Genomic DNA, 25,865 nt, shown 5'->3' on the forward strand with positions numbered 1-25,865 from the left:
GACCTGTAAAAGGATTGTTTCGATGTCCAACAATGGCCTAACCCCGTGTAATGTGCTTTGGTACAACCAGCTTGGCATGCATGATGTTGAAAGAGTGGGCGGCAAAAATGCCTCTCTAGGTGAAATGATAACCCATCTTTCAGAACTGGGTGTCTCGGTGCCCAATGGTTTTGCTACCACAGCTCAGGCTTTTAACGACTTTCTGGAGCAAAGCGGCGTTAACAACCGTATTTATCAATTGTTGGATAAAACCAATGTTGATGATATTGCGGCGTTAGCCAAAGCCGGCGCGCAGATCCGTCAATGGGTGATTGATACGCCGTTCCATCCTGAATTCGAACAATCTATTCACGATGCATATAAGCAGTTAGCGGATGACCCGAATGCGTCCTTTGCTGTACGTTCGTCAGCCACCGCAGAAGATATGCCGGATGCCTCTTTTGCCGGGCAGCAGGAAACTTTCCTGAATGTGCAGGGAATTGATGCGGTGATGATTGCTATCAAGCATGTCTTTGCCTCACTGTTCAATGACCGGGCCATTTCTTATCGCGTGCATCAGGGCTATGACCATCGCGGCGTGGCACTGTCGGCGGGGGTGCAGCGGATGGTGCGCTCAGATCTCGCCTCTTCTGGCGTGATGTTTACCATTGATACTGAATCAGGTTTTGATCAAGTGGTCTTTATCACCGCCGCCCATGGTTTGGGGGAAATGGTGGTGCAGGGCGCGGTCAACCCTGATGAGTTTTATGTCCATAAACCCACATTACGTGACGGCAATCCCGCAATTTTGCGCCGTAATATGGGGTCGAAAAAGATTCGCATGGTTTATACCGAAAACCAAAACCATGGCAAACAAGTTCAAATTGAAGATGTGCCAGAAGCGCAACGCAATCGCTTCGCTCTCAGTGATGATGAAGTGGAAGCACTGGCCCATCAGGCATTACTGATTGAAGAGCATTATGGTCGCCCGATGGATATCGAGTGGGCAAAAGATGGCCATACCGGCCAGCTGTTTATCGTGCAAGCGCGTCCGGAAACGGTGCGTTCCAATCAGCAGGTCATGGAGCGCTACCAGTTAAATACGCAAAGTAATGTACTGGTGGAGGGCCGCGCTATCGGGCATCGCATTGGCGCGGGGCCGGTTAAGGTCATTCATGATATCAGCGAGATGGACAGAATTCAGGCCGGTGATGTTTTGGTGACAGATATGACTGACCCTGATTGGGAACCTATCATGAAAAAGGCATCAGCCATTGTCACTAACCGTGGTGGGCGAACCTGCCATGCGGCCATTATTGCCCGTGAGCTGGGGATCCCTGCGGTGGTGGGGTGCGGTAATGCCACGGATCTGTTGAAAGAAGGGCAGAATGTGACGGTTTCCTGCGCAGAGGGGGATACCGGCTATGTTTATCATGAGTTGCTCGACTTCTCTATTCAAAGTTCACAAGTCACTGAATTACCTGATTTGCCATTGAAAATCATGATGAATGTGGGTAACCCAGACCGGGCTTTCGATTTTGCCCGCTTGCCAAATGAGGGGGTCGGGCTGGCGCGGTTAGAATTTATCATTAACCGCATGATTGGCGTCCATCCGAAAGCGCTGCTGGAGTTTGATCTACAGTCAGCGGAAATTCAGGCTGAAATTAAGGCGCTAATGAACGGTTATGACAGCCCAGTTGAGTTTTATGTCGATCGTCTGACCCAAGGGATTGCCACTCTGGGGGCGGCATTTTCACCCAAGCGGGTGATTGTGCGCTTGTCAGATTTTAAATCTAACGAGTACGCCAATTTGGTCGGGGGCGAAAAATATGAACCCCATGAGGAAAACCCGATGCTGGGCTTCCGGGGAGCAGGGCGTTATGTCGCAGACAGTTTCCGCGACTGCTTCGCACTCGAATGTGAGGCGGTTAAGCGCGTGCGCAATAAGATGAAATTGACCAACGTTGAGATAATGGTGCCTTTCGTCCGCACTGTAGAACAGGCCAAAGCGGTGGTGGAAGAACTCGCCCGACAAGGGCTTAAACGCGGGGAAAATGGCTTGAAAATCATTATGATGTGTGAAATCCCATCTAATGCTTTATTAGCTGATCAGTTCCTTGAATATTTCGATGGTTTCTCCATCGGTTCCAATGATATGACTCAGTTAACTCTGGGGCTGGATAGGGACTCTGGTGTGGTGTCTGAATTGTTTGATGAGCGGAATGAGGCGGTAAAAGCCCTGTTATCCATGGCGATTCAGGCGGCTAAGCGGCAGGGTAAATATGTCGGAATTTGCGGGCAGGGGCCGTCAGACCATGAAGACTTTGCGTTATGGTTGATGGAGCAAGGAATCGACAGCTTGTCCCTTAACCCAGATACCGTGGTGCAAACTTGGTTAAGTCTGGCCCAAGCCACTCATCATTGATAAACCGGCGCATTGATCAATACCCGTAAAGAGTATTTTCATTATCCGCAGCGATGGCTGCGGATTTGAATGTTATTTGTAGTTTTACGTTAGAAATAAATAGCAAAAAAAAAGCCTGTCTTAGGTGACAGGCAAAGACTACACACAGCAATACGCGTATTCGATTACAGATATTTAAATATGTCATTATGAAATGATTTATTTAAATATCTCAGGGGAAGCATTGAGAATATTAAATAAATTCCGAGAGTTAGTCATTAAGAAATATCTGAATAAAATTAATTAAACATATATTTATTATAAAAGTAATTTCGTCTTGTCATTAATAACAACATTATTTAATGAATTTATTTGAGCATCTTTTTTTAATCAAAAATAGAATTCGTTGTGAGGAATATAAATATGGATATTAAAGGCCTCATTGTTTATTAATAATAGCGTAAATTACTGGGCAATAGGGGTTAGGCAGCATAACTGCCAAACCCCATGATATCCGTCATACTTCAAATTGCATATGCGTTAGCCGCTTTTCTGCAACGCGCATTATTTAGAGTATAAATTTCAACGCTCAAAGCTCTTCTAAATGTTTGGCGACTTCGTTAATGCTCTCTTCGGGTTCTGGTGCTTCACTGACCCAAGCCGACGTCAATCGGTAAGAAATAGCTAATACTACCGGGCCGATAAACAACCCAATCATGCCGAATGACAGCAAGCCGCCAATAACGCCAGACAGAATTAATATCATCGGCATATCAGCTTCCATGCGGATCAGATAAGGCCGTAAGACGTTATCCATGGTCCCGACAATACAGCTCCACACCAGTAAGATGGTGCCCCAGGTCGAATCACCCGTCCAGTATAGCCAAATGACGGCGGGGATCATGATGAGCAGTGGCCCCAGTTGCGCGACGCAACAAATAAACATTAAGACGGTGAACAGCGTCGCGTATTGAATCCCGGCAATGGCGAGACCAATCCCGCCCAACACGGCTTGCACCAGTGCAGTGACCACAACACCTAACGCGACAGCGCGAATGGCTTTCGCCGCCAGCACGACTACGGCATCACCGCGTTTATCTGCCGCCCGCACTGCAAAATGGCGAATGCCTAAGCCCACTTGTTCCCCGTGGAAATAGAGCAAAATACTGAACAGCACCATCAGCGCCAGATGAATCAAGAAGTAGCCGATATGAGCGGCTTGTGCGACCAACCAGGTTGCGGCGGCACCGACATAAGGCTGAACTTTGGCGATAAGGACATTCCCGCCACCGGCAATCAATGTATGCCAGCCGCTATACAGCTTGTTACCCACCATAGGGACTGATTTTAACCAGGTGACATCGGGCATTTTTAAATTGGATGGGCTAGATGCCCACTGGATAAGCGGGCCACTGTTTTCCACCAGGCTACTGACCAGTAATGCAATCGGGATAACAAACAGTAAAATCAACAGGATGGTCATAATAATCGCAGCCAACCAGCGTTTGCCCCAAAGTAGATTTTGCAGCCGGATCAGCAGCGGCCAGGTGGCAATAACCACCATGCCAGCCCAGGCAAAGCCCATAATAAAGGGCTGTACCACCCAAAAACTGGCGATAATCATTATCATAATGAATATCACCCCAAACATCAGTCTGGGTAAATCGAAACGACGTAGCTGCGGGTAACTCATCAGTGGGTTCTCACTTCACAATTCATGGCAAGATGGCCATCATACCGTTTTTGGGTACCCATTAGATTTTGCACTAATGAGGGTTCTGCACCAATTTCATTCAGTCTTAGCTGTAATCATGGTGTATTTCCCCCGTTTTTAACAGGCCACTTGAGTTTTACTACTGTATTTTTATCAAAAAAGTGGCGAAGTGCTTGGCGTAATATAAATCTGATGGCAGAAAAAGTGTCAAAGTAACGCGCTTTTACTGCGCCATGGCTATTATTTGCGCAATATAAAATTTTGATACTGAATAGTTTATGACGGTATTTGACCTTGGCTGATAGTCATCACTTTCGCATCATTCTGAATTGATATAAATCGTTCGACAAAGGTGATTGCGAACAGATAATCTTCCAGTGGAATAATCCTTAAAACAATGACACATATAGATAGGGTCGCACTAATGATCCCACAGATTTCTCAAGCACCGGGTGTTATTCCGTTGGTGCTGGATTTTTTGGATGCTTTGAAGCAACACGGATTCACCGGCGATACTGCCACTCATTATGCCGATCGCCTGACCATGGCGACGGACAACAGTATTTATCAATTACTGCCTGATGCCGTTATATTCCCGCGCTCGACTGCGGATGTGGCACTGATTGCCCGCCTGGCGGGGCAGGATAATTTCAAATCGTTGGTCTTCGCCCCACGCGGTGGCGGAACGGGCACCAATGGCCAGGCATTGAACACCGGTATTGTGGTGGATATGTCGCGCCATATGAACCGCATTCTGGAGATAAATGTCGAGCAAGGTTGGGTGCGGGTTGAAGCGGGCGTGATTAAAGACCAGCTTAATCAATATCTGCGGCCGTTCGGCTATTTCTTCTCACCAGAATTATCTACCAGCAATCGCGCCACTTTGGGCGGAATGATTAACACCGACGCCTCTGGTCAGGGTTCATTGGTTTATGGCAAAACCTCTGACCATGTGCTGGGTTTGCGCGCCATTTTACTGGGGGGTGAGATGCTGGACACCCGCGCGATGCAGACGTCGCTGGCAGAAACGATTGCGCAGGAAGATTCCGTCACTGGCCGTATTTACCATACAGTGTTGAATCGCTGCCGTGATCAACGTGCGCTGATTCTGGAAAAATTCCCTAAATTAAACCGCTTCCTGACCGGCTATGATTTACGTCATGTGTTTAGTGATGACCTACAAACGTTTGATTTAACGCGGATTCTAACCGGCTCTGAAGGCACTCTGGCCTTTATTGCCGAAGCAACGCTGGACATTACACCTTTGCCAAAAGTTCGCCGTTTGGTGAATGTGAAATATGACTCTTTTGATTCCGCGCTGCGCAATGCCCCTGTTATGGTGGAAGCCAAAGCGCTGTCAGTGGAAACCGTGGACTCCAAAGTCCTCAATCTGGCGAAAGAGGATATTGTCTGGCACTCGGTTAAAGAATTGATTACTGATGTCCCTGATAAAGAGATGCTGGGGCTGAATATTGTTGAGTTCGCTGGTGATGATAAACCCCTGATTGACAAGCAAATGGAGGCACTTTGCCAGCGTTTGGATGATTTGATGGCGGCCCATGAAGGCGGGGTGATTGGCTACCAGATTTGCAGTGAATTAGCCGGGATTGAACGTATTTATGGCATGCGCAAAAAAGCGGTGGGGCTGCTCGGCAACAGTAAAGGGCAAGCCAAACCAATCCCATTCGCCGAAGACACCTGTGTGCCACCACAACATTTAGCCGATTATATTGTTGAATTCCGTCAGTTGTTGGATAGCCACAACCTGACTTACGGCATGTTTGGCCATGTGGATGCTGGCGTATTGCATGTTCGTCCGGCACTGGATATGTGCGATCCGCGACAAGAAATGCTGATGAAGCAGATTTCAGATCAAGTGGTGCAACTGACAGCGCGCTATGGTGGCTTGTTGTGGGGGGAGCATGGTAAGGGCTTCCGCGCAGAGTACAGCCCAGAGTTCTTTGGTGAGGTGCTTTATCATGAATTGCGGCAGATAAAATCAGTATTTGACCCCGATAACCGCCTGAATCCGGGGAAAATTTGTTCTCCATTGGCCAGTGACGCGCCGATGATGAAAGTGGACACCCCCGACAAACGCGGCACTCTGGACCGGCGCATCCCACTGGCGGTCAGAACCTCATTCCGTGGCGCGATGGAGTGCAATGGTAATGGGCTTTGCTTTAACTTTGATGCCCGCAGCCCCATGTGTCCGTCAATGAAAATAACCGGTGACCGGATTCATTCGCCGAAAGGGCGGGCAACGCTGGTACGAGAATGGCTACGGCTGTTATCCGAGCAAGGGGTTGACCCAGTAGCTCTGGAGCAAGGGCTGGCAACCCAGCGGCCCAGCTTGCGCGGGTTGATTGAAAAAACGCGCAATACCTGGCATGCCAGCAAGGGTGACTATGATTTCTCTCATGAGGTTAAAGAGGCGATGTCGGGCTGTCTGGCGTGTAAAGCTTGCTCGACACAATGCCCGATAAAGATTGATGTACCGGGCTTCCGCTCCCGCTTCCTACAGTTGTATCACACCCGCTATCACCGGCCATTGCGTGATTATGTCGTCGCGGGTGTGGAAGATTATGCCCCGCTGATGGCGAAAGCGCCGAAAGTGTTTAACTTCTTCCTCAAGCAACCTTGGGTGGGTGCATTAAGCCGCAAAAGCATCGGCATGGTGGATTTACCGCTATTGTCCAGCCCAAGCTTAAAGCAGTCATTGTCCGGGCATTACGCCAGCACCATGACGCTGGAACAGCTTGAGAAGTTGTCCGCAGCTGAGCGCAGCCAACATGTTTTGATCGTGCAAGACCCGTTTACCAGTTATTACGATGCGCAGGTTGTTGCTGATTTTGTTCGGCTGGTGGAGAAACTCGGTTTCAATCCGGTGTTATTGCCATTCTCGCCGAATGGTAAAGCGCAGCATATCAAAGGATTCCTGCAACGTTTTGCCAAAACAGCCCGGAAAACAGCTGATTTTCTTAATCGCATTGCGCTATTGGGTATGCCAATGGTGGGGGTTGACCCGGCCTTGGTGCTTTGTTATCGCGATGAATATAAAGAGATTTTGGGTGATTCTCGTGGTGAGTTTAGTGTGCAGTTAGTTCATGAGTGGCTACAGGTGGCGCTGACGGAGCAACCCGAACAGCCAATCAGTGGCGAATCTTGGTATCTGTTCGGCCATTGCACTGAAACCACGGCGCTGCCAGCCAGTAGTCAGCATTGGGCCTCGATATTCTCCCGTTATGGTGCCAAGCTGGAAAACGTCAGTGTCGGCTGTTGCGGCATGGCGGGAACCTATGGTCATGAAGCAAAAAATATCGATAATTCATTAGGTATTTATGCATTATCCTGGCAGCAGGCTTTACAAAAACTACCGGGTAAACGTTGTTTAGCCACCGGTTATTCTTGTCGCAGTCAGGTTAAACGCATTGAAGGCAATGGCTTGCGGCACCCATTGCAGGCGCTGCTAGAGTTGGTTTAATATCTACAGATCATTAACATTTATGCAACTTCAAGTGGGAAGGGGAAAGGATGCTTTGGAAACGCAAAACGACGCTAGCTGAACTGAACAAAATTGGCGCTGATTGTATGGTCGCCCACTTGGGTATTGAAATAACCCGGCTGGGCGATGACGAATTGGAAGCGACGATGCCGGTAGACCATCGGACAACTCAACCTTTTGGGCTGCTGCACGGCGGGGCGTCAGTGGTGTTGGCGGAGTCGTTGGGGTCGATGGCGGGGTATTTGTGTACCACTGACGGGCAACAAGTCGTGGGGTTGGAAATCAATGCCAATCATCTAAAAGCGGCCCGGTCTGGGAAAGTGCGCGGCTGTTGTCGTGCTATTCATGTTGGCCGCAGCCATCAGGTTTGGCAAATTGAAGTTTTTGATGAACAAAACAACCTGTGTTGTACCTCCCGTTTGACTACTGCCGTGCTATCCCCCACATAATATACTCGTCATACTTCAAGCTGCATGTGCGTTGGCCGCTTTCGTTCACCCCAGTCACTTACTTGTGTAAGTTCCTGGGGACTCGCTCAATTGCCGCCTTCCTGCAACCCGAATTATTTAGAGTATACTCCCTCGAAATGCATACCTATATGTGGCTCTGTGCCAGAGTACATCCATTTTCATTCCCCCTGAGAGAGTTTTCAGCTAAAGTTAATGGAGAAATAGGTATTTTTTATGAATGTTTAAAAATTCAGGGATTAACCCGATTAGCCTCTGAAATAACAAGGGATTTGAACATCGCTGTGATAATTATTGTTTTATTTCATGGCGATAAAAGAGCACTTGTTTATCCAGACTTCTTCGGCCATCGCAGCATGCTTGTTCGTTGCCGCCTCATTTGAGGTCTAAACGGTACTTTTCTTAATATCCCTGCAAAACAAACGGTTGAAGTGATAATTATTATCACTACCATTGTCAATAAGCTGTGTTGATTTCCCCATAATCAGCCAGCTCATTATTAACCTGAAAAGTGAGAATCTCACCGGTATTAAGGTAGGGCATATGCAACAGGAATCCGTCGGGACATTTTCACTCGATGATAATGTTTGGCAAGGCGTTACAATCACTGACAGCGCAGCGGCGCAAATCACCCGACTCATGCAACAGGACCCTGAAGTCAAAGGGTTACAGCTTGGGGTGAAGCAATCCGGTTGTGCCGGATTTGCGTATGTGATGGATATGACCAAGGAGCCGGCCAGTGACGCGCTAGTGTTTGAACAGGGCAGCGCCAGACTTTACGTGCCACTGAAAGCGATGCCTTTTATTGATGGCACCGTGGTGGATTACGTCCGCGAAGGGCTGAATCAGATTTTTAAATTTAATAATCCTAAAGCTCAGCATTCCTGCGGGTGTGGCGAGAGTTTTGGCGTTTGAGCGATGTAAACGAAATGACACGAAGCAATGTAGAAGTTCCAGATGAAGTGCAGGCTTGGGTCAGCGATGGTCGCTACAAAGAAGGTTTTTTTACACAGCTCGCGACTGATGAGCTGGCGAAAGGCCTCAGTGAGGATGTCATTCGCGCCATTTCTGCCAAGCGTAATGAGCCGGACTGGATGCTGGAGTTTCGCCTGGGGGCTTATCGAAGTTGGCTGGAAATGGAAGAACCGCACTGGCTGAAAGCACATTATAAAAGTCTGGATTATCAGGATTATAGCTATTACTCAGCGCCATCCTGTGGCAGCTGTGATGATAGCTGTGATTCGCAGCCCGGAGCGGTGCAGCAATCGTCTGCCGCTAGCGATTTGTCTGAACAAGCAATGAATGAGTACCTCACCGCCGAGGTCGAGTCTGCATTTGCCCAGTTAGGGGTGCCGGTGCGGGAAGGCGCTGAAGTGGCGGTTGACGCCATTTTTGACTCGGTTTCGGTGGCAACCACTTATCGAGGGAAACTGGCCGAACAAGGCATTATTTTCTGCTCATTTGGTGAAGCTATTCAGGAGTACCCGGATTTAGTACGCAAGTATCTCGGCTCAGTGGTGCCAGCGAAAGATAACTTTTTTGCCGCGCTCAATGCCGCAGTGGCTTCTGACGGCACTTTTGTTTATGTGCCGAAAGGGGTGCGCTGCCCGATGGAGTTATCAACCTATTTCCGCATTAATGCTGCCAAAACCGGTCAATTTGAGCGCACCATTCTGATTGCTGACGAAGACAGTTATGTCAGTTATATCGAGGGGTGCTCCGCGCCCGTTCGTGATAGTTATCAGTTGCATGCGGCGGTGGTTGAAGTCATTTTACATAAAAATGCCGAAGTGAAATACTCGACTGTGCAGAACTGGTTTGCTGGGGCTGACAGCACCGGCGGTATTCTCAATTTTGTGACCAAACGGGCGTTGTGTGAAGGTGATGGCTCCAAAATGTCGTGGACCCAATCTGAGACTGGCTCGGCGATTACCTGGAAATACCCCAGTGTGATTTTGCAGGGCGATAACTCCATCGGTGAGTTCTTCTCGGTCGCGCTGACTAACGGCCATCAGCAGGCGGATACCGGCACCAAGATGATCCACATTGGCAAAAACACCAAATCAACCATTATTGCCAAAGGGATCTCCGCCGGACACAGCCAAAATACCTATCGTGGGTTGGTGAAAATCCTGCCGGGCGCGGATAACGCGCGTAATTTCACTCAATGTGACTCGATGCTGATTGGCCCGGATTCCGGCGCGCATACTTTCCCTTATGTGGAAGTGCGTAATAATACGGCGCAATTGGAGCACGAGGCGACAACCTCCAAAATTGGTGATGACCAACTGTTTTATTGCTTGCAGCGCGGTATCAGTGAAGATGATGCCATCTCAATGATTGTTAACGGCTTCTGTAAGGACGTGTTCTCCGAATTGCCGCTGGAGTTTGCCGTCGAAGCACAGAAATTGTTGGCCATCAGCTTGGAACACAGTGTTGGTTAAGTCTGAGCTGAATAAGTATTTGCAGAGTTTTGCGCGCCTGCGCACCAAGGAAACCTATGTTAAGCATCAAGAACTTAAAAGTCAGTGTCGAAGGTAACGAGATCCTCAATGGTTTGAATCTGGACATCAAACCCGGCGAAGTGCATGCCATTATGGGGCCGAACGGCTCAGGGAAAAGTACCTTGTCTGCGGCGCTGGCCGGGCGGGAAGAATATGAGGTCACTGAAGGCAGTGTGACTTTCAAGGGCAAAGATTTGCTGGAGCTGGCCCCAGAAGATCGTGCGGGTGAGGGCGTCTTTCTGGCTTTCCAGTATCCGGTAGAAATTCCGGGGGTCAGTAACCATTTCTTCCTGCAAACCGCCGTCAATGCGGTACGCAAATATCGCCAACAGGAACCGCTGGATCGTTTTGATTTTGCTGATTTCATTGAAGAGAAAATTGAGTTGCTCAAAATGCCGGCAGACTTACTGACCCGTTCAGTGAATGTGGGCTTCTCGGGCGGTGAGAAAAAACGCAACGATATCTTGCAGATGGCGGCGCTGGAACCCTCTTTATGCATTTTGGATGAGACTGACTCCGGTCTGGATATTGATGCGCTGAAAATTGTCGCCAACGGGGTGAACTCGCTGCGCAATGAGAATCGCGCCTTTATTATTGTGACTCACTATCAGCGCATCCTCGATTACGTCAAACCAGACTTTGTCCATGTGCTGTATCAGGGGCGAATCATTAAGTCTGGTGATTTCACGCTGGTGAAACAGTTGGAGGAGCAAGGCTATGGCTGGCTTACCGACCAACAGTAATACCCCAAATCAACAACGCATTCTTGCCGAACAGCGTAGTAATGCCTTAGCGAATTTTGGCCAGCTATTTGAACAGAGTCAAAAGCTTAAGCAGCACCAAAATGGTCAGGGTGCTGAAGCTACGGCACATTGGCAACAGGTGCTGGCATTGGGTTTCCCCAGCATCAAGCATGAAGATTGGAAATACACACCGCTGGAGCGTTTATTCGCCCATAGCTTCGGCTTTGCTCCGGCGGTGAAAGTGACGGCGGCTCAGCGCGATAATTTGTCATTGTTGCAAGATGCCCATCGTTTGGTTTTCATTGATGGACGATATGCCCCGGAATTGAGTGACAGTGAATGTGGCCCGTATCAACTGGCACATATAACTGAAAATACTCAGTTTCCAGCGGCGATTCAGTCGGAAGTCTTTTTGCATCTGACCGAAAGTCTGGCTCAGGAAAGCTTGCACATCCGTTTGCCTGTCGGGCAACACAGTGATAAACCGCTGTATCTGTTGCATATCAGTTCAGGCAATAGCTCTGAGGTGGTGAATACCAGCCATTACCGTCACCATCTGGCGATTGAGGCGGGCGCACAGGCAGAGGTCATTGAGCATTTTGTCAGTCTTAATGAACAGCCGCATTTTACCGGTGCGCGGCTGACTGTTTCGGTGGGTGAGAATGCAGAGTTGAACCACTGCAAACTGGCGTTCGAAGCGCCCCAAAGCACCCATTTTGCCCATAATGACTTAGTGTTAAGCCGTGATGCGCGAGCGAAGAGTTATAGCTTCTTGCTCGGTGCGGGGCTGACCCGCCATAACACCAGCGCCCAGTTAAATGGCGAGGGTGCCAGTTTGTCGATGAATAGCTTGCTGCTTCCTATAGGGCGAGAAATTTGTGACACCCGCACTTACCTGGAACATAACAAAGGCTATTGTGATAGCCGCCAACTCCATAAGGTCATGGTGCGCGAGCGGGGTAAAGCTGTCTTCAATGGCATGATAAAAGTGGCTCAGCATGCAGTAAAAACTGACGGCCAGATGACCAATAATAACTTACTGCTCAGTAAGTTAGCTGAGGTAGATACCAAGCCACAGCTGGAAATTTATGCCGATGATGTGAAGTGCAGTCACGGGGCTACCGTCGGGCGTATTGATGCAGAACAGCTATTTTATCTGCAATCACGCGGTATCAATCAAGCTGATGCGCAGCAAATGATTATTTTTGCTTTTGCCGCCGAATTGACCGAAGCCATCCATCACGAAGCCATTCGCAAAGCTGTATTGGCGCGAATTACCGAGCGGTTGGCTGGGGAGTCGCTATGAGTTTCTCTATTGGGCAAGTCAGTATTGAGCAAGTCAGAGCTGATTTCCCGCTGCTTGGCCGTGAGGTTAACGGCCAGCCGTTGGCATATCTGGACAGCGCCGCCAGCGCACAGAAACCACAAGTGGTTATTGACCGGGAACTTAACTTCTATCGTGCAGATTATGCGGCGGTTCATCGGGGCATTCACACTCTGAGTGCCGAAGCGACTGGGCAAATGGAAGCGGTACGTCAACAGGTCGCGGACTTTATTCATGCCGCTTCTGCGGAAGAAATCGTCTTTGTCAAAGGCACGACGGAAGCTATCAATTTAGTGGCGAACAGTTATGGCCGCCATTTTCTGCAAGCCGGTGACAGCATTATCATTACCGAAATGGAGCATCACGCCAATATTGTACCGTGGCAGATGCTGGCAAAAGAGATTGGCATTGAAATCCGTGTTTGGCCGCTGATGGCGACGGGTGAACTTGAATTAACCGCGTTAACGAGTTTGATTGACGGCACCACTAAACTGTTGGCGATCACTCAAGTTTCCAATGTGCTGGGGACAGTGAATCCCATTAAAGAGATCGTGGCGCAAGCTAAAGCCGCGGGTTTGGTGGTGCTGGTGGATGGCGCACAGGCGGTGATACATCAGCCGGTCGATGTTCAGGATTTGGGCTGCGATTTTTATGTTTTTTCTGGACATAAACTGTACGGCCCATCGGGCATTGGTATCTTGTACGGCAAAAGTGAATGGCTACAAAAAATGCCGCCATGGGAAGGGGGCGGTGCGATGATCAAAACTGTCAGCCTGACACAGGGCACCACCTTTGCTGATGCGCCATGGCGTTTTGAAGCGGGGTCTCCCAATACTGCCGGTATTATGGGGCTGGGTGCTGCAATCAGTTATGTGAATCAGTTGGGGCTTGCTAATATCCAGCAATATGAGCAATCACTGATGCAGTATGCGTGGGAACAACTGCGCCAGATTAACAGCCTGACACTGTATGGCCCGGTAAACCGGGCTGGGGTTATTGCGTTCAATCTGGGGCCACATCATGCTTATGATGTCGGCAGTTTCCTGGACCAATACGGTATTGCGATTCGTACCGGGCATCATTGCGCCATGCCGCTGATGGCATTCTACAAGGTGCCAAGCATGTGCCGGGCGTCGCTGGCGCTTTATAATACCCGTGAGGAAGTTGATCGGCTGGTGGTTGGGTTGCAGCGCATCGAAAAATTGCTGGGCTGAGTGTTCTTTAAAACCGATTATACCCAAAGTCATTGGCGCTGCCGGTAGGCAGCAGCGGCCTCATAGAGGCGAGGCCCACGGACGGGCTGAATCGTGAACGTAGCTAATATCCCTGCGGCTTCAAGGACGCGGGGGATTATTTAGGAAGCATGTTATGGCTGGTTTGCCAGATAAAAATAAATTGATTCGTAATTTTTCCCGCTGTTTAAATTGGGAAGAAAAATACCTGTATGTGATCGAGTTAGGTGCGCAGTTGCCGCCCTTAACTGAACAGCAGCGCCAACCAGAGAATGTGATTTCTGGTTGCCAAAGTCAGGTGTGGATTGCAATGACGCTCTCTGATGCGGGGCAGGTGGTTTTTGCTGGTGATAGTGATGCCGCTATCGTCAAAGGTTTGGTTGCAGTGGTGTTCATCCTGTACCAAGGTTTGACCCCACAGCAGATAATTGAGTTAGATGTTCGGCCCTTTTTTGCCGATTTAGCTCTCAGTCAGCACTTAACACCTTCGCGTTCCCAAGGTCTTGAAGCCATGATCCGCGCTATTCGAACTAAGGCTGTTACCCTCAACGTTTGCTGATCTACGCCAACATTTTGTGCTTTATTCTACGCGGCTTGTGTATTTTGCGCCGCGCGTCACAGTATTAAAGTGGTGATATTTCAGCAGCTTAAATCGGCCTCCATGCCAGAAAAAGCAGAATAAATTACATTGTAACACCTTGATTTCTAGAGATATAAATTGCCTTTATAATATGGGCTGTTACTATATGGTGGCCTTATAATTGGCTGCTAAAATTAACGTAGATATATCCGTCATCTTTCAAACTGCTGGTGCGTTGGCTGCTCTCATATCCCCCGAATCACTTACTTGTGTAAGCTCATCGGGATTATGAGCCTCTAATAAGACTCACCCTGCGGGCCTGCGCAAGCGCTCTTCAACATGGTTTACAACCAAGTTGCTACTCGCTTAACGCTTTTCTGCAATTTGAAATTTATTGGGTATAGCCGTGTAAATCGAATTTTAAGAAGTGATGTAGGAACTAAGCATGAAACGTGCATTAACTTTGATTGGTATGTTATTCGCAACTTGTCTGGCGGGAAGTATCACCGCTGCCAATGCGACCGAGTATCCTCTGCCGCCAGCCAATAGTCGTCTGATTGGTGAGAATACTACTTATACTGTTCCAAATGATGGTCGTCCGCTTGAGGCTATTGCTGCCGACTATAAAATCGGTTTGTTGGGGATGCTGGAAGCAAACCCAGGTGCTGATCCGTATTTGCCATTACCGGGTTCAGTGCTCACTATTCCGACCCAGATGTTGCTGCCAGACACCCCACGTGAAGGTATCGTCATCAACTTGGCTGAACTGCGCCTTTATTATTACCCTAAAGGTCAAAACAAAGTTGTGGTGTACCCAATCGGTATCGGCCAGTTAGGGCGTAATACCCCAACGATGACAACCACAGTCAGCCAAAAGATCCCGAACCCAACCTGGACACCAACGGCAAATATCCGTAAGAACTATTTGGCGGAAGGTATTACTTTGCCATCAGTGGTTCCGGCCGGCCCGGAAAACCCTATGGGGCTGTTTGCTATGCGGTTGTCTGCGGGGAGCGGTGAATACCTGATCCACGGAACTAACGCGAACTTCGGCATTGGTATGCGTGTCAGCTCTGGCTGTATTCGTCTACGCCCGGATGACATTGAAGCGCTGTTCAAGTCCGTACCTAAAGGTACTCGCGTTCAAATCATCAATGAGCCGGTTAAATATTCCGTTGAGCCAGATGGTAAGCGTTATGTGGAAGTTCATCAGCCGTTGTCTCGTGTAGACAGTGATGATCCGCAAACCATGCCAATCGCTATCAGCAGCAGCCTGCAGAAGTTTATTAACGACAGCCAGACTGATGCACAAGTGGTTCAGGAAGCGATTGTACGCCGTGCTGGTATGCCGGTTATTGTCACTGTCGGTGAGACTGCCACTGAGCAGGCTCCGGCTGTTGTAGCGCCTCAGGGCGAGCAACAGACACAACCTCAGAACGAAGAGCAGCAACCTACGGAGCAAGAGATGCCTAAGTTGGTTCAACCAGGCCCGGTTTATTCAGCTGCAAACTAAGAGCTGTGAGCTAAGTTCTCATCTCACACGCACCTTTGCCATGGCAGCCGTCGGTTTGCTGTGGCAAAGCATAGCGTGCACCCATATTGTGAAACGAGTTGATGAAGTAGGGCGTTAGGGAAGAGGTCAGCAGGGAAGGTCACAATCAGAAACTGGTTTTAGCAAGATAAAAAAAATGGCGCACAATGTGCGCCATTTTTCATTCAGGAAGTAATATTACTTCTTGTAAGCGTGAGCTTGGTTGTCAAGACGTTGGTTAGCACGTGCTGCATCGTCTTTAGCTGCTTGAACGTCAGAACGGATTGCGTTCACGTCGTTGCTCAGTTGGTCAACTTTAGCGTTCAGAGTTTGAACGTCAGAAGACAGTTGATCGATTTTAGCATTGCTTGAACAACCAGCCAGCATAGTAGAAGCCAGAATTACCGCGCCCAGTACAAGTTTAGTACGATTCATTATTAACACCCTCTAGATTAAGTTAATCTCCATGTAGCGTTACAAGTATTACACAAAGTTTTTTCGAAAGAGAATAAATTTTTAGTATTAGGGGGGTTTATTTTGATCGTTCGCTCAAAGAAGCATCTTGTTTTAAAAAAAAGTTAAAAAAACGAGGGAAAACAGCCGGATTCTTTCGGAAAAGTCCGACTCAGAAAAAAACTTTTGGGCGCTTAGGATAAAATGGATTTTTCGGAAAGTTTATTTAGAGATGTTTAAAAAGAAAACGCCGCTATGAAAAGCGGCGTTTTTAATTAGTATTGACTCTTTCGTTGAGATTATAAAACGTGTACGGAAGAGGTATTGGTGGTGCCGCTTGGTACTAAAGCACCAGAAACCATAATGACTACGTCGCCTTTCTGCGCCAGACCGCTGGCCAGAGCCGCTTCTTTACCAATGCGGTAGAAGTCATCTGTTGAAGCAATTTCGGCGACTAATTGAGTTATCACACCTTTAGTCAGAATTAACTGACGAGCAGTGGTTTCATTGGTCGTCAGGGCTAAAATGGTCGCGGTTGGGAAGTATTTACGAACTGACTTAGCGGATTTACCGCCGCCAGTTGCCACCACTATCACTTTTGCTTCCAGTTTTTCTGCAGTTTCTACTGCGCCACGGCAAACCGCTTCAGTGATACGCATTTTGCGATTATCGTTCAGCGTTTCGATGCGGCTTGGCATGATACGGTCTGTACGCTCACAGATGGTTGCCATGATGGTGACAGACTCTAATGGGTACTTACCCTTGGCACTCTCACCAGACAGCATCACGGCGTCGGTACCGTCCAAAATGGCGTTAGCGACGTCGCCGGCTTCTGCACGAGTAGGGCGTGGGTTTTTGATCATGGAATCGAGCATCTGAGTTGCAGTGATAACAACTTTACGTGCACGGTTACATTTCTCAATCATCATCTTCTGGGCGAAGATAACTTCTTCTACCGGGATCTCAACACCCAAGTCACCACGGGCAACCATGATACCGTCAGAGGCTTCCAGGATTTCGTCGAAGTTATTCAGACCTTCCTGGTTTTCAATTTTGGAGATGATCTGGATGTGCTCGCCGCCGTGTGCTTTCAGGTGTTCGCGGATTTCCAGCACGTCAGAACGCTTACGGATAAAGGAAGCGGCAACGAAGTCCACGCCTTGCTCACAACCAAAGATCAGGTCAGCTTTATCTTTTTCAGCCAATGCAGGCAGTTGGATAGAAACGCCTGGCAGGTTAACGCCTTTGTTTTCGCCCAAGTCACCGTTGTTCAGCACTTTACAAACTACAGTATTTTCAGTGACTTCAGTCACTTCCATACCGATCAAACCATCATCAACCAGTACGGTGTTGCCAATTTTTAGGTCAGCGGCAAAGCCCGGGTAGGTCACAGCAACGATGTTATTGTTGCCAATAACGCTTTGGTCTGTGGTGAAAGTGAAAGTCTGGCCTGCAACCAGCGCTGCATCTTTGCCGCCTTCCAGTTTCATGGTGCGGATTTCAGGGCCTTTGGTGTCCAGCAGAATACCGGCTTTCAGGCCAGTTTTTGCCATAACAGCACGGATATTCTTGATACGTTGACCATGCTCTTCATAGTCACCGTGGGAGAAGTTTAAGCGCATAACGTTCATACCTGCATTCAGCAGGTTCGTCAGCATTTCTTCGGATTCGGTTTTTGGACCTATGGTACAAACAATTTTAGTCTTTTTCATGACGGATTTTTTCTACAAGTTGTGATGGATAAAAAGCAAATGTTCCGTTAAATACAGCAACGGAGTGGGATCTGATTAGTGTCTGGTGTAGCGAAACGTTACCAAGAAGCAAAACATTACTAAGAATAGATGACAGTTGCGGAAATAGAATGGAAAACTTTAGCACGAGGCTAAACGCATGATCGGTATACGATGGCGTAAATGTGAGTTGTATTTTTTTAGCGTATCGGCAGATCAAGATGCTGAAACCATTCAACTGAAACGACGGTTCGTATTATAAGCGGTAAGTCGCGGGAAATGAAATAGAAAACAGAAACTCATTGTCGTTTTTTATAAAAATGGGCCATTAGTCGCGCAAACAGAGAGAATAATACTTAGTTTGTTGCGCAACAAAAAAAGTTTTTAACAATTTTAACAAGCGGATGGCGGAAAAATTGATGAAAGCAATATAACCAGACTTAAGAAATTCGAGTAGGGGATATTGAGTCGGACAGGAAATTAAGCAAACAGCAGAGTGGTGCGTTCTAATGGACTCGAACCATCGACCCCCACCATGTCAAGGTGGTGCTCTAACCAACTGAGCTAAGAACGCATTGAGAAACTATCAATTTGAAATTTGTAGATAATACCAAAGTGGTGCGTCCGAATGGACTCGAACCATCGACCCCCACCATGTCAAGGTGGTGCTCTAACCAACTGAGCTACGGACGCACATGATACTCTGGTCACTTCAGGTAATTTAATTAAAGTGGTGCGTCCGAATGGACTCGAACCATCGACCCCCACCATGTCAAGGTGGTGCTCTAACCAACTGAGCTACGGACGCACATACTACCCTTCTTATCTTGAAGCCATAGCGTTGTTAGCTGCACTTACTCACCCGAATCACTGACTTGAGTCAGCTCTGCGGGACTCGTGCATTTGCTGCCTAGCTACAGCTCCAATTACTTGGGTATATTATTTTCACTCTTATTACCTGCCATCAATGCTGACAGCGGGGACGAATATTAACGAGCTGCCCGTCTGCTGGCAAGGGGAAAAACATAATATTCACTGCAAACTCACGTAATTGCTGAGCTTTTACCCATTACGCTGTTTTTTTCTTCATCTTTTCTGATTTATAGGGGCGTTAATCATGGGCATAAGCCGCTGTGATTAACGCCCACAATACGATTAGCTTCCAAAATAATAGCGCTTAGTGTGCCGCTTTTTGCAGAATAAAAGCGGACGGTTGCTTTTGTAACCAACGGATGCGTAGCGCCATTAAGATCGCCGCCAAGGTCAGGCCGATAACAAACCCAATCCAGAAGCCACTAGGCCCCATGGCCGGAACAATATAATCGGTCAGCCCTAACAGATAGCCACTCGGTAACCCCACCAGCCAATACGCGGTAAAAGTAATAAAGAAGATCGAGCGGGTATCTTTGTAACCGCGCAATACACCGCTGCCAATCACTTGAATAGCATCAGATAATTGGTAAAGCGCTGCCAGCAACATTAAGTGGGAGGCCATCACCACGACTTCCGGAGTTTTGTTATACAGCAGCGCAATATGCTCTCGGAATACCACGGTAAACACTGCGGTGACACAAGCCAGCATTAACCCAACCGCAATACTGGTATAGGCGGCCACTTTGGCGTCATCAACCAACCCTTGACCGAGGCGAAAACCAACACGAATGGTCGCGGCGACACTCAGTGACATCGGTAACATAAACATCAGTGAGCTAAAGTTGAGGGCAATCTGATGCCCTGCAACGGCGACAATCCCTAGCGGAGAAACCAGCAGTGCCACTACCGCGAACAATGTGACTTCAAAAAACAGCGCCAGTGCAACGGGCAATCCAAGGCCACCGAGGCGTTTCATCACTTTCCAATCAGGGGCGGCAAAACCTTTCTCTAGTTTGATATCTTGCTGTGAGCGGGCGCGAGTCACATACCAGCGCATCATCAAGAACATCACCCAGTAAACTGTCCCGGTTGCTACCCCGCAACCCACCCCGCCGAGCGCCGGGGCACCAAATTTACCGTAGATAAAAATATAGTTAATGGGAATGTTGACCAGTAAGCCAATAAAGCCAATCACCATCCCAGGTTTGGTTTTGGATAATCCCTCACACTGATTTCGCAGCACTTGGAAAAATAGATAACCGGGCGCTCCCCACATAATGGCATGCAGGAAACCAACCGCTTTGTCGGCCAGCACCGGGTCAATATTATGCATCTGTCTAATAATTTGGTCGCTGTTATAGATGACCACCATAATTAATAGTGAGACACAGGATGCCAACCAAAACCCTTGTCTGACCTGATGAGCAATCTGATTGCGCCGCCCTGATCCGTTAAGTTGGGCGACCGTCGGGGTCAGCGCCAATAATAACCCGTGACCGAATAAAATAGCCGGTAACCAGATAGAAGTCCCAACAGCAACAGCCGCCATATCGGTCGCACTGACAGAACCGGCCATAATAGTATCAACCACGCCCATGGCTGTTTGGGACAATTGCGCAATAACAACAGGAATAGCGAGAGCTAATAAGCTACGCGCTTCGACAATATACTTCTGCACGCATACACCTTTTTCTACCCGTCGACTTTCAAGATGCAAGGGGGTTGGCTGCCCTCATTACTCGGCCCTTTCATGGGCCAGGCCTCTTCGAGGCCGTTGCTAGCAGCGTTCAAACCTGCTCCCGACAGATTTGTTACTCGGTTGCCGCCTACCTGCATCTCGAAGTTACTTGGGTATAACCTAGTTATGATGTCAATAACGACTATTTATCGCGCATGAGCGATAAATAAAATAGCGGAAAAACTTTGGAGCATAAAAAGTATAAAAGATTGTACCTTCTCACCGTGCTTAAGCAATCCTTGTCATTAAATATACCCGTCATACTTTAAGCTGCATGTGCGTTGGCTACGCTGAATAACCCGAATCACTTATCTGTGTAAACTCATCGGGATGAATGAGCCTCCTCCTTGAGGCTCACCCTGCGGGCTAGCATAAATAATGCTGTTCAAATCGGTTCCCGACCGATTTGTCACTCACTTGCCGCCTGCCTGCAACTCGAATTATTTAGGCTATATCAACTGAATATCAACGAAATAACTTCAATAGTAATTTTTAGTCTAAGTGGTTTGGTTTTCTTTATCTTCTGAGGCAGAATCACGGCAAAGAAATTTTCTCTCTAGATAAGAGGCATGGCGTATGTTTACCGGTATTGTTCAAGGCACCGCGCCCGTGGTAGCCATCGACGAAAAATCCAACTTCCGTACTCATGTGGTTGAAATGCCCACTGAAATGTTGCCTGAGTTAGCCTTGGGGGCTTCTGTGGCCCATAATGGCTGCTGTTTAACAGTGACCGAAGTTAATGGAAATCGGGTCAGTTTTGATTTAATGAAGGAAACCCTGCGTATCACCAATTTGGGTGATATTAAGGTCGGTGATGTGGTTAATTTGGAACGCGCGGCTAAATTCAGCGATGAAATTGGTGGGCATCTTATGTCCGGGCATATTATGTGTACCGCCGAAATAACTAAAATATATACATCAGAAAATAACCGTCAGATCTGGTTTCGACTGCCCAGCGACGATTTAATGAAATATGTATTACATAAAGGTTTTATCGGTATTGATGGCATTAGCCTGACTATCGGTGAAGTCGTAAGCAATCGTTTTTGTGTGCATTTGATCCCAGAGACACTGGCGCGCACCACATTAGGTAAAAAGCGTTTGGGGCATAGAGTGAATATCGAGATAGACCCACAGACGCAGGCGGTGGTGGATACCGTTGAGCGGGTATTAGCGCAACGCGATATTGCACAGCTGTCTGCAGCGGCGGCTGATAAAGCTATCCGGGGATAGGATACTAAAAGAGTAGGGGGCTGATGAGCCCCCACCTTGACAGCGTTTTTAGAGACTAACGCGCCACTCGAATACCGCCTTCTACGCCATTTGGACTGAATAATACCTGCCACAATTGAATGTCTCTGGCGCGGAATGCACCCGCACAAGCATTCAGATAATAGCTAAACATCCGTTCAAATCGCGGTGAGTAATTCTCCGCTAAATTCGGCCATGCGGCTTGGAAGCGTTCATACCATGCCATCAGTGTTCGGTCGTAATCTGCCCCGAAATTATGCCAGTCTTCCATGATGAAATAAGGTTCGCTGGCTTGGGCTATATGTTGTACTGACGGTAGACAACCATTAGGGAAAATATACTTATCAATCCACGGGTCAACGCTCAAGTCAGTACGATTAGCGCCAATGGTGTGCAGTAAAAATAACCCATCAGGCTTCAGATTTCGGTTAACCACCTCAAAGTAGGTGCGATAATTTTTGGGGCCGACATGTTCGAACATTCCTACAGAGACGATGCGGTCAAATTGTTCATCCAGGTCGCGATAATCTTGCAGCAAAATAGTGACATCCAAACCTTCACAACGTTTTTGGGCCAATTTTTGCTGTTCAGCCGAGATGGTCACGCCGGAGACGGACACCCCGAAATGACGTGCAGCATAAGCAGCAAGCCCGCCCCAACCACAACCAATATCGAGCAAGGTCATGCCGGGCGCTAATTGCAGTTTCTCACAAATCATCTGCAATTTGTTTTCCTGCGCTTGCTCAAGTGTTGTGGCGTCTTTCCAATAAGCGCAAGAATATTGCATATTGGGGTCGAGCATGAGGCTAAACAGGTCATTGCCCAGATCGTAATGTTCTTTACCGACAATCCAGGCTCTTTTCTTTGATTGCAAGTTGATTATACGCGCAGCAGCAATGCGTAAAGTATCTTTGAAATGGTGTGGAAGTTGTTTTTCCAGACCCGATCTGAGAACGCGTTGGAAGAAAATATCCAGACGGTCACATTCCCACCAACCATCCATATAACTCTCACCTAATGCCAAAGATCCTTCTTGTAATACCCGTTTGAAGAAGTTCGGGTTATTAACTTGAATGTCGAAAGGGCGTGAGCCATTGATTTCAATATCAGCCCGATTCAGCATTTCTTGTATAATGCGAAACCACGGATTTTCTTGAATACTTTGGTCTTCAATACAGGATGAACTCATAGCTTCTCCATCACTTTCTTCTGACTTATGACTCGCGATAAAATTTATATACGCGGGTACATACCAATAAAGTTGGTGTCTGGTATCCATTACGGACAGAGGAAGATTAAGAAGAAACCCTAATGACACTTTGGTTTAGGGCAACTCATCCATAAGAGGAAATGTGACACAATCCACGCGCACAGAAAATGCTTAAGATAATGCTTTTTTTAAATGGTAATCTAATCAGTTCGATTGAGTATAGGCTGGCCGGAGCGCTTTCTCAATAATAAATCGCGTCCGGCCTGCATGTTCTTTAGTGACTATTTTTATTGGAGATTATGACTCCGCGTAATTATAGTCATCATTATTAGTATGGCTTTTTTCATTTTTCATCGCGTAGCAATGAATGCCATAACCTAATATGGCTAAAGCGACCGTCGATAGCATCACCGTGACTGTTGCCAGTAAAGGTTGGCTGATAAAGAGCGAAACTACCATGCTGGCAATAAAACACAAACCCAACTGAAGTGTGTTTTGTAGCGCCGCCGCTTTGCCAGTATTCGCCGGAAAGGGCATTAATGCATTCGCTACGATAATAGGGTAGCAGGCACCATTCACCAGCGCCATTATGCAAAACGGAATAAGTAAGGTCACCAGTGTTGGTGTCGTCAATGTGGCGATCAGGTAGAGCGCAATCATACTGAGGGCATAACCGGCCAACAGCCACGGCAGTAGAGTGTTGCCTTTAATTCGACTCAATGCACTGCGACAAGCAAAACCCCCTAGCAGAAAGGCTAATGTTTGTGGAACATAACTCAAACCAATGGCATTCGGGCTATATCCCATATCACCTAAAATAAAAGGCGAGCCGGTTAACCAGGCGAAAAAACCGGCGCTGCATGCAGCAAACATCATTACGTTGCCGCTAAATACCGGAGATTTCAGCAATTGCCAGAAACTAATGGCACTTTTGCTTTTAAGCCCGCCATCCGAGGCCACTTTTTTCCGTTCCTTAAGCAGTGCGGTCGGGATCAGCAGTAGCAATGTAATCGCCAATAAAACGACAAAAATTGACCGCCAACTAAAGTGGTTTAATAACCACGCACCTAATAAAGGGGCTAACGCGGGGGATAACGCCACTAAAGGCATTATGGTCGCAAACACCCGATTGACTTTGCTACTGTGGTATCTATCTACCACCAATGCTTGCCAGCTCACGGCTGCAGAACAGACTCCCACCGCCTGAATAAAACGCAGAACCAATAACTGTGCCGCTGTTTCAACCCATAAAATCCCCAAACAGCCGATGGCAAATAAGCCCAACCCGACTAATAGCACAGGTTTACGGCCTAACTTATCGGAAACAGGCCCCCAGATAAGTTGAGCGATAGCGAAACCAGCGAGAAAGATACTGAGGCTGGCACTGATGGAACCGGCAGAGGTGTGCAGCTCTTGTTGCATAGCGCCAAAGGCAGGCAAATACATGTCGGTGGCCAGGTACCCCAACATGCTCAAACCGGCCAGGTAGAACATGAAACTAGAAGTCGTTTTCATTTTTTGTGTCTCATTATAATTTTGCAGGCAAAACTCTTATCATGGAAATTCCATTGCGGGGGGCATTCTAGCGGCGAGGTATTCTGTTGTGAAACGGTAATATTTGCGCCATGCTATCAAAAAAATTGATAGTAAATATTCAGTCTAAGGGAAGTGCATAATCATGTGGTCAGAATATTCATTGGATGTGGTCGATGCAGTTGCCCGCACCGGGAGTTTCAGCGCTGCTGCTCAAGAATTGCACCGCGTCCCGTCAGCGGTAAGTTATACCGTGCGCCAGTTGGAGGAATGGCTGGCCGTGCCGTTATTTGTACGGCGTCACCGGGATGTAGAATTGACGGAAGCGGGCAGGGTTTTTATCAAAGAAGCTCGAGATGTTATCAAAAAAATGAATGGCACGCGGCGACAGTGCCAGCAAGTGGCGAATGGGTGGCGTGGGCAACTCAATATCGTGATCGATAAAATCGTCAAACCTCAGCGGAGTCGCCGCTTAGTATTGGATTTTTATCGCCATTTTCCTGATATCGAACTGCGGGTACGCTATGAGGTATTTAATGGTGTCTGGGATGCACTGGCGGATGGCCAAGCTGAAATGGCCATTGGGGCGACTCGCACCATTCCGGTTGGCGGGCGGTTTATCTTCCGCGACATGGGTTTTTTGACCTGGCATTGTGTGGTGAGCGTCAATCATCCCTTAGCCCACTTGACCGGTTCCCTTATTGATGACCAATTGCGGCCTTATCCCTCACTCTGTTTGGAGGATACCGCGCGAAATCTGCCGAAACGAGACACCTGGACCTTGGATAACCAACAGCGTTTAGTGGCACCCGATTGGGCGACGGGAATAGATTGCCTGTGTGCAGGATTATGTGTCGGAATGGTGCCCGCGCATATGGTGTCGCCCTTGATTGAACAAGGGAAACTGGTGGTATTAACCTTGGCCGAGCCACTTCCTGATAGCCCGTGTTGTTTGACGTGGGAGCAGAATAATCATTCGCCAGCTTTAGCATGGATGCTAGCGTATTTAGGTGACAGTGTCACACTTAATAATGAATGGCTAAAAGATGATAATGCCGTGATTGAGGACTGAACGCACAGCGTTAGCTGCCGGTAAC

At 48.0% G+C, this 25,865-nt stretch carries 18 protein-coding genes, 3 tRNA genes and 1 other RNA gene; 12 read left to right on the forward strand and 10 right to left on the reverse strand.

Annotated elements, in window-relative coordinates:
* Window positions 1-22 precede the first annotated feature (22 nt).
* Complete coding sequence (ppsA, locus tag OVO64_RS02980) at window positions 23-2,404, forward strand: phosphoenolpyruvate synthase (protein ID WP_038632616.1); 2,382 nt, start codon at window positions 23-25, stop codon at window positions 2,402-2,404.
* A gap of 103 nt (window positions 2,405-2,507) precedes the next feature.
* Here the strand turns inward: ppsA and rprA are convergent.
* Together rprA and ydiK are read right to left on the reverse strand one after the other, a co-directional pair.
* An RNA gene (gene rprA / locus OVO64_RS02985) (antisense sRNA RprA) lies at window positions 2,508-2,616 on the reverse strand.
* Between the two features lie 356 nt (window positions 2,617-2,972).
* On the reverse strand, window positions 2,973-4,076 hold the full coding sequence (gene ydiK / locus OVO64_RS02990; protein WP_038632617.1) for an AI-2E family transporter YdiK: 1,104 nt from the start codon (window positions 4,074-4,076) through the stop codon (window positions 2,973-2,975).
* Window positions 4,077-4,521: 445 nt separating this feature from the next.
* On the opposite strand from ydiK, the gene OVO64_RS02995 reads away from it, so the two are divergent.
* From OVO64_RS02995 to OVO64_RS03035, 9 genes are all read left to right on the forward strand, one after another.
* Window positions 4,522-7,578, forward strand: a complete 3,057-nt coding sequence (locus OVO64_RS02995) for an FAD-binding and (Fe-S)-binding domain-containing protein (RefSeq protein ID WP_038632619.1) — start codon at window positions 4,522-4,524, stop codon at window positions 7,576-7,578.
* Between the two features lie 50 nt (window positions 7,579-7,628).
* A complete protein-coding gene (locus OVO64_RS03000) occupies window positions 7,629-8,048 on the forward strand; it encodes a hotdog fold thioesterase (RefSeq protein ID WP_038632620.1) in 420 nt (139 codons plus the stop codon).
* Window positions 8,049-8,609: 561 nt separating this feature from the next.
* A complete protein-coding gene (gene sufA / locus OVO64_RS03005; protein ID WP_267248610.1) occupies window positions 8,610-8,981 on the forward strand; it encodes a Fe-S cluster assembly scaffold SufA in 372 nt (123 codons plus the stop codon).
* A gap of 14 nt (window positions 8,982-8,995) precedes the next feature.
* Window positions 8,996-10,510, forward strand: a complete 1,515-nt coding sequence (gene sufB / locus OVO64_RS03010; RefSeq protein WP_038632626.1) for a Fe-S cluster assembly protein SufB — start codon at window positions 8,996-8,998, stop codon at window positions 10,508-10,510.
* A gap of 56 nt (window positions 10,511-10,566) precedes the next feature.
* Entirely contained in the window at window positions 10,567-11,313 is a 747-nt protein-coding gene (sufC, locus tag OVO64_RS03015) for a Fe-S cluster assembly ATPase SufC (protein WP_038632628.1), read from the forward strand.
* Window positions 11,288-12,619 carry a Fe-S cluster assembly protein SufD gene (sufD, locus tag OVO64_RS03020; protein WP_038632630.1) on the forward strand — a complete coding sequence of 444 codons (1,332 nt, stop codon included), beginning with the start codon at window positions 11,288-11,290 and terminating at the stop codon, window positions 12,617-12,619. Before sufC ends, sufD begins: the two co-directional genes overlap by 26 nt.
* Entirely contained in the window at window positions 12,616-13,851 is a 1,236-nt protein-coding gene (gene sufS / locus OVO64_RS03025; RefSeq protein ID WP_050291678.1) for a cysteine desulfurase SufS, read from the forward strand. Before sufD ends, sufS begins: the two co-directional genes overlap by 4 nt.
* 154 nt (window positions 13,852-14,005) lie before the next feature.
* Window positions 14,006-14,428 (forward strand): cysteine desulfuration protein SufE, encoded by a 423-nt coding sequence (gene sufE / locus OVO64_RS03030; protein WP_267248611.1) that lies wholly within the window; start codon window positions 14,006-14,008, stop codon window positions 14,426-14,428.
* 466 nt (window positions 14,429-14,894) lie between these two features.
* The gene (locus OVO64_RS03035; RefSeq protein ID WP_267248612.1) at window positions 14,895-15,962 is read left to right on the forward strand and encodes a L,D-transpeptidase family protein; all 1,068 of its coding nucleotides are present in this window, start codon (window positions 14,895-14,897) and stop codon (window positions 15,960-15,962) included.
* A 216-nt stretch (window positions 15,963-16,178) separates the two neighbouring features.
* On the opposite strand, the gene OVO64_RS03040 is transcribed toward OVO64_RS03035, so the two are convergent.
* The 6 genes from OVO64_RS03040 to OVO64_RS03065 all read right to left on the reverse strand — a co-directional run bounded on the left by OVO64_RS03040 (window position 16,179) and on the right by OVO64_RS03065 (window position 20,714).
* Entirely contained in the window at window positions 16,179-16,415 is a 237-nt protein-coding gene (locus OVO64_RS03040) for a major outer membrane lipoprotein (protein WP_005165631.1), read from the reverse strand.
* 317 nt (window positions 16,416-16,732) lie between these two features.
* On the reverse strand, window positions 16,733-18,145 hold the full coding sequence (pykF, locus tag OVO64_RS03045) for a pyruvate kinase PykF (RefSeq protein WP_038632638.1): 1,413 nt from the start codon (window positions 18,143-18,145) through the stop codon (window positions 16,733-16,735).
* A 515-nt stretch (window positions 18,146-18,660) separates the two neighbouring features.
* Window positions 18,661-18,737 (reverse strand) — tRNA-Val (locus OVO64_RS03050).
* A 42-nt stretch (window positions 18,738-18,779) separates the two neighbouring features.
* A tRNA-Val gene (locus OVO64_RS03055) sits at window positions 18,780-18,856 on the reverse strand.
* Between the two features lie 38 nt (window positions 18,857-18,894).
* Window positions 18,895-18,971 (reverse strand) — tRNA-Val (locus tag OVO64_RS03060).
* Between the two features lie 369 nt (window positions 18,972-19,340).
* The gene (locus tag OVO64_RS03065) at window positions 19,341-20,714 is read right to left on the reverse strand and encodes an MATE family efflux transporter (protein WP_038632640.1); all 1,374 of its coding nucleotides are present in this window, start codon (window positions 20,712-20,714) and stop codon (window positions 19,341-19,343) included.
* Window positions 20,715-21,350: 636 nt separating this feature from the next.
* Here OVO64_RS03065 and OVO64_RS03070 point away from each other — a divergent pair.
* The gene (locus tag OVO64_RS03070; protein WP_038632642.1) at window positions 21,351-22,007 is read left to right on the forward strand and encodes a riboflavin synthase; all 657 of its coding nucleotides are present in this window, start codon (window positions 21,351-21,353) and stop codon (window positions 22,005-22,007) included.
* 55 nt (window positions 22,008-22,062) lie between these two features.
* Here OVO64_RS03070 and cfa read toward each other — a convergent pair whose 3' ends face one another.
* Together cfa and punC are read right to left on the reverse strand one after the other, a co-directional pair.
* Window positions 22,063-23,214, reverse strand: coding sequence for a cyclopropane fatty acyl phospholipid synthase (cfa, locus tag OVO64_RS03075; protein ID WP_038632644.1), 1,152 nt, complete (start codon window positions 23,212-23,214; stop codon window positions 22,063-22,065).
* A 318-nt stretch (window positions 23,215-23,532) separates the two neighbouring features.
* Window positions 23,533-24,750, reverse strand: a complete 1,218-nt coding sequence (gene punC / locus OVO64_RS03080) for a purine nucleoside transporter PunC (protein ID WP_038632646.1) — start codon at window positions 24,748-24,750, stop codon at window positions 23,533-23,535.
* Window positions 24,751-24,913: 163 nt separating this feature from the next.
* On the opposite strand from punC, the gene punR reads away from it, so the two are divergent.
* On the forward strand, window positions 24,914-25,840 hold the full coding sequence (gene punR, locus OVO64_RS03085) for a DNA-binding transcriptional activator PunR (RefSeq protein ID WP_267248613.1): 927 nt from the start codon (window positions 24,914-24,916) through the stop codon (window positions 25,838-25,840).
* Window positions 25,841-25,865 lie beyond the last annotated feature (25 nt).

Origin of the sequence: Yersinia sp. Marseille-Q5920, from assembly GCF_946902935.1 — a bacterium.
GTDB lineage: Bacteria > Pseudomonadota > Gammaproteobacteria > Enterobacterales > Enterobacteriaceae > Yersinia > Yersinia rochesterensis.